We start from the raw sequence: 2,093 nt of genomic DNA on the forward strand, positions 1-2,093 counted from the left end.
GTTTATGATGTTGCGGTTGATATGCGTCAATCATCCCCTACTTTTGGTAAAGCGGTGGGTGTAGTGCTTTCGGCTGAAAACAAACGTCAACTATGGGTGCCTGAAGGGTTTGCGCATGGTTTTTATGTGATGACTGATTCTGCTGAATTTGTTTATAAATGTACTGATTATTATCATCCTGAATCTGAAGTTTCAGTCTGTTGGAACGATGCTGAGCTCGCGATTGATTGGCCGTTAGGTGATGGTGAGTTACCACAATTGTCTGATAAAGATGCCAAAGGTTTTTCTTTTCAAGATGCACCCAAATTTGATTAATAGGTAAACGTAAAATGAAAGTCGTTATTACAGGAAAAGGTGGACAGCTTGCTTGGGAATTAGAGCAACTTGCTCCGCAAGGATATGAAGTTATCAGTGTTGGTATTAATGAGCTAGATATTAGCAATGAGTTACTCGTCTCCGATTTTATTACTAACACTAAACCTGATTTAGTGATTAATGCAGCCGCTTATACGGCAGTTGATAAAGCTGAAGAAGATGTTGATACCGCTTATGCAGTTAATGAGCTTGGTACTCAATATTTAGCTAACGCGTGTAAGCAAGCCAATGCTCGTATTTTACATGTGTCGACTGACTTTGTTTTTGATGGCACAAGTACCACTCCTTATCAAACTGATTCAAAACCTAACCCTATTAATGTATACGGCGCATCTAAACTTGCAGGTGATATTGCCCTTCGAGAAATATTGCCTGAAGCCAGTGTGATTGTGCGTACTGCTTGGGTTTATTCTGTAAATGGAAATAACTTCGTAAAGAGCATGTTGCGTTTGATGCAAGAAAAACCGCAGCTAGGCATTATTTATGACCAAGTGGGTACCCCGACCTGGGCAAAAGGGTTAGCGCAATGGTTGTGGGCTATAGCTGACAAATCTGAAGTAACAGGTATCTATCACTGGACGGATGCAGGTATTGCTTCTTGGTATGACTTTGCTATTGCGATTCAAGAATTAGGAATTGAGAAAGGGTTATTAAAAGAGGCTATTCCTGTTTTACCTATCCCAACATCTGCATATCCAACGCCTGCTAAGCGCCCTGCTTTTTCCATTATTGATAAAAGTAGTGCTGAAAAAGTATCTGGAATTAAAACAACGCATTGGCGACAGCAGTTATCCGAAATGATGAATGAGTTATAATTTATACAATATCTCATAGGCATTATATTTATTGATAGAATTACAGGTATATTTACCAGTTTACCTAATGGAAGAGATGAAAAATGAAATATTTAGTAACTGGCGTAGCCGGTTTTATTGGTTCTTGCGTTGTGGAAAGGCTTTGTGAACAAGGCTATCAAGTCATTGGTATCGATAACATTAATGACTATTATGATGTGAATTTAAAAGATGCGCGTTTAAAGCGTGCAGAGCATGAAAATTTTCAGTTTGTGAAAGTTGATTTAGCGGATAGAGAGGCAATGGCCGCTTTGTTTGTTGAGCATCAGTTTGATAAAGTTGTGCATTTAGCCGCTCAAGCAGGTGTGCGTTATTCTATTGAAAATCCGATGGCTTATGCTGATTCTAATTTAGTCGGCCATCTTAATATTCTTGAAGGTTGCCGAAATACCAAAGTGAAGCATTTGGTGTATGCCTCTTCAAGTTCTGTTTATGGTCTAAACAATAAAGTGCCATTTTCAACGTCTGATTCTGTTGATCACCCTATTTCACTTTATGCTGCCACTAAAAAGTCTAATGAGTTAATGGCGCATTCATACTCACACCTTTACGATATTCCAACGACAGGGTTACGTTTCTTTACTGTTTATGGTCCTTGGGGACGTCCTGATATGGCACCTTATATCTTTACTAAAAAGATACTAGCGGGTGAAACTATCGACATTAATAATAACGGTGATATGTGGCGCGATTTCACCTATATCGATGATATCGTTGAAGGTGTGATTAGAATAGCAGACGTTGTGCCAGCTCGTGATGATAAATGGACTGTTGAAGAAGGGACTCCGGCATCAAGTTCTGCCCCTTATAGGGTGTATAACATCGGCCATGGTAGCCCAATTAATTTAATGGACTTCATTAAGG

The 2,093-nt window shown here is 39.3% G+C and carries 3 protein-coding genes; all 3 read left to right on the plus strand.

The annotated features are described in order from the left end of the window. The coding region (locus tag AC4GME_RS18880) for a dTDP-4-dehydrorhamnose 3,5-epimerase family protein (protein ID WP_490380052.1) at positions 1 to 315 on the plus strand (315 nt) is incomplete at its 5' end. 14 nt (positions 316 to 329) lie between these two features. Continuing rightward, the gene (gene rfbD / locus AC4GME_RS18885; protein ID WP_490380053.1) at positions 330 to 1,190 is read left to right on the plus strand and encodes a dTDP-4-dehydrorhamnose reductase; all 861 of its coding nucleotides are present in this window, start codon (positions 330 to 332) and stop codon (positions 1,188 to 1,190) included. A gap of 83 nt (positions 1,191 to 1,273) precedes the next feature. Further along, positions 1,274 to 2,093, plus strand: an 820-nt coding sequence (locus AC4GME_RS18890) for an SDR family NAD(P)-dependent oxidoreductase (protein ID WP_490380054.1), incomplete at its 3' end; no start/stop codon positions are given.

The organism is Psychromonas sp. (assembly GCF_983033635.1).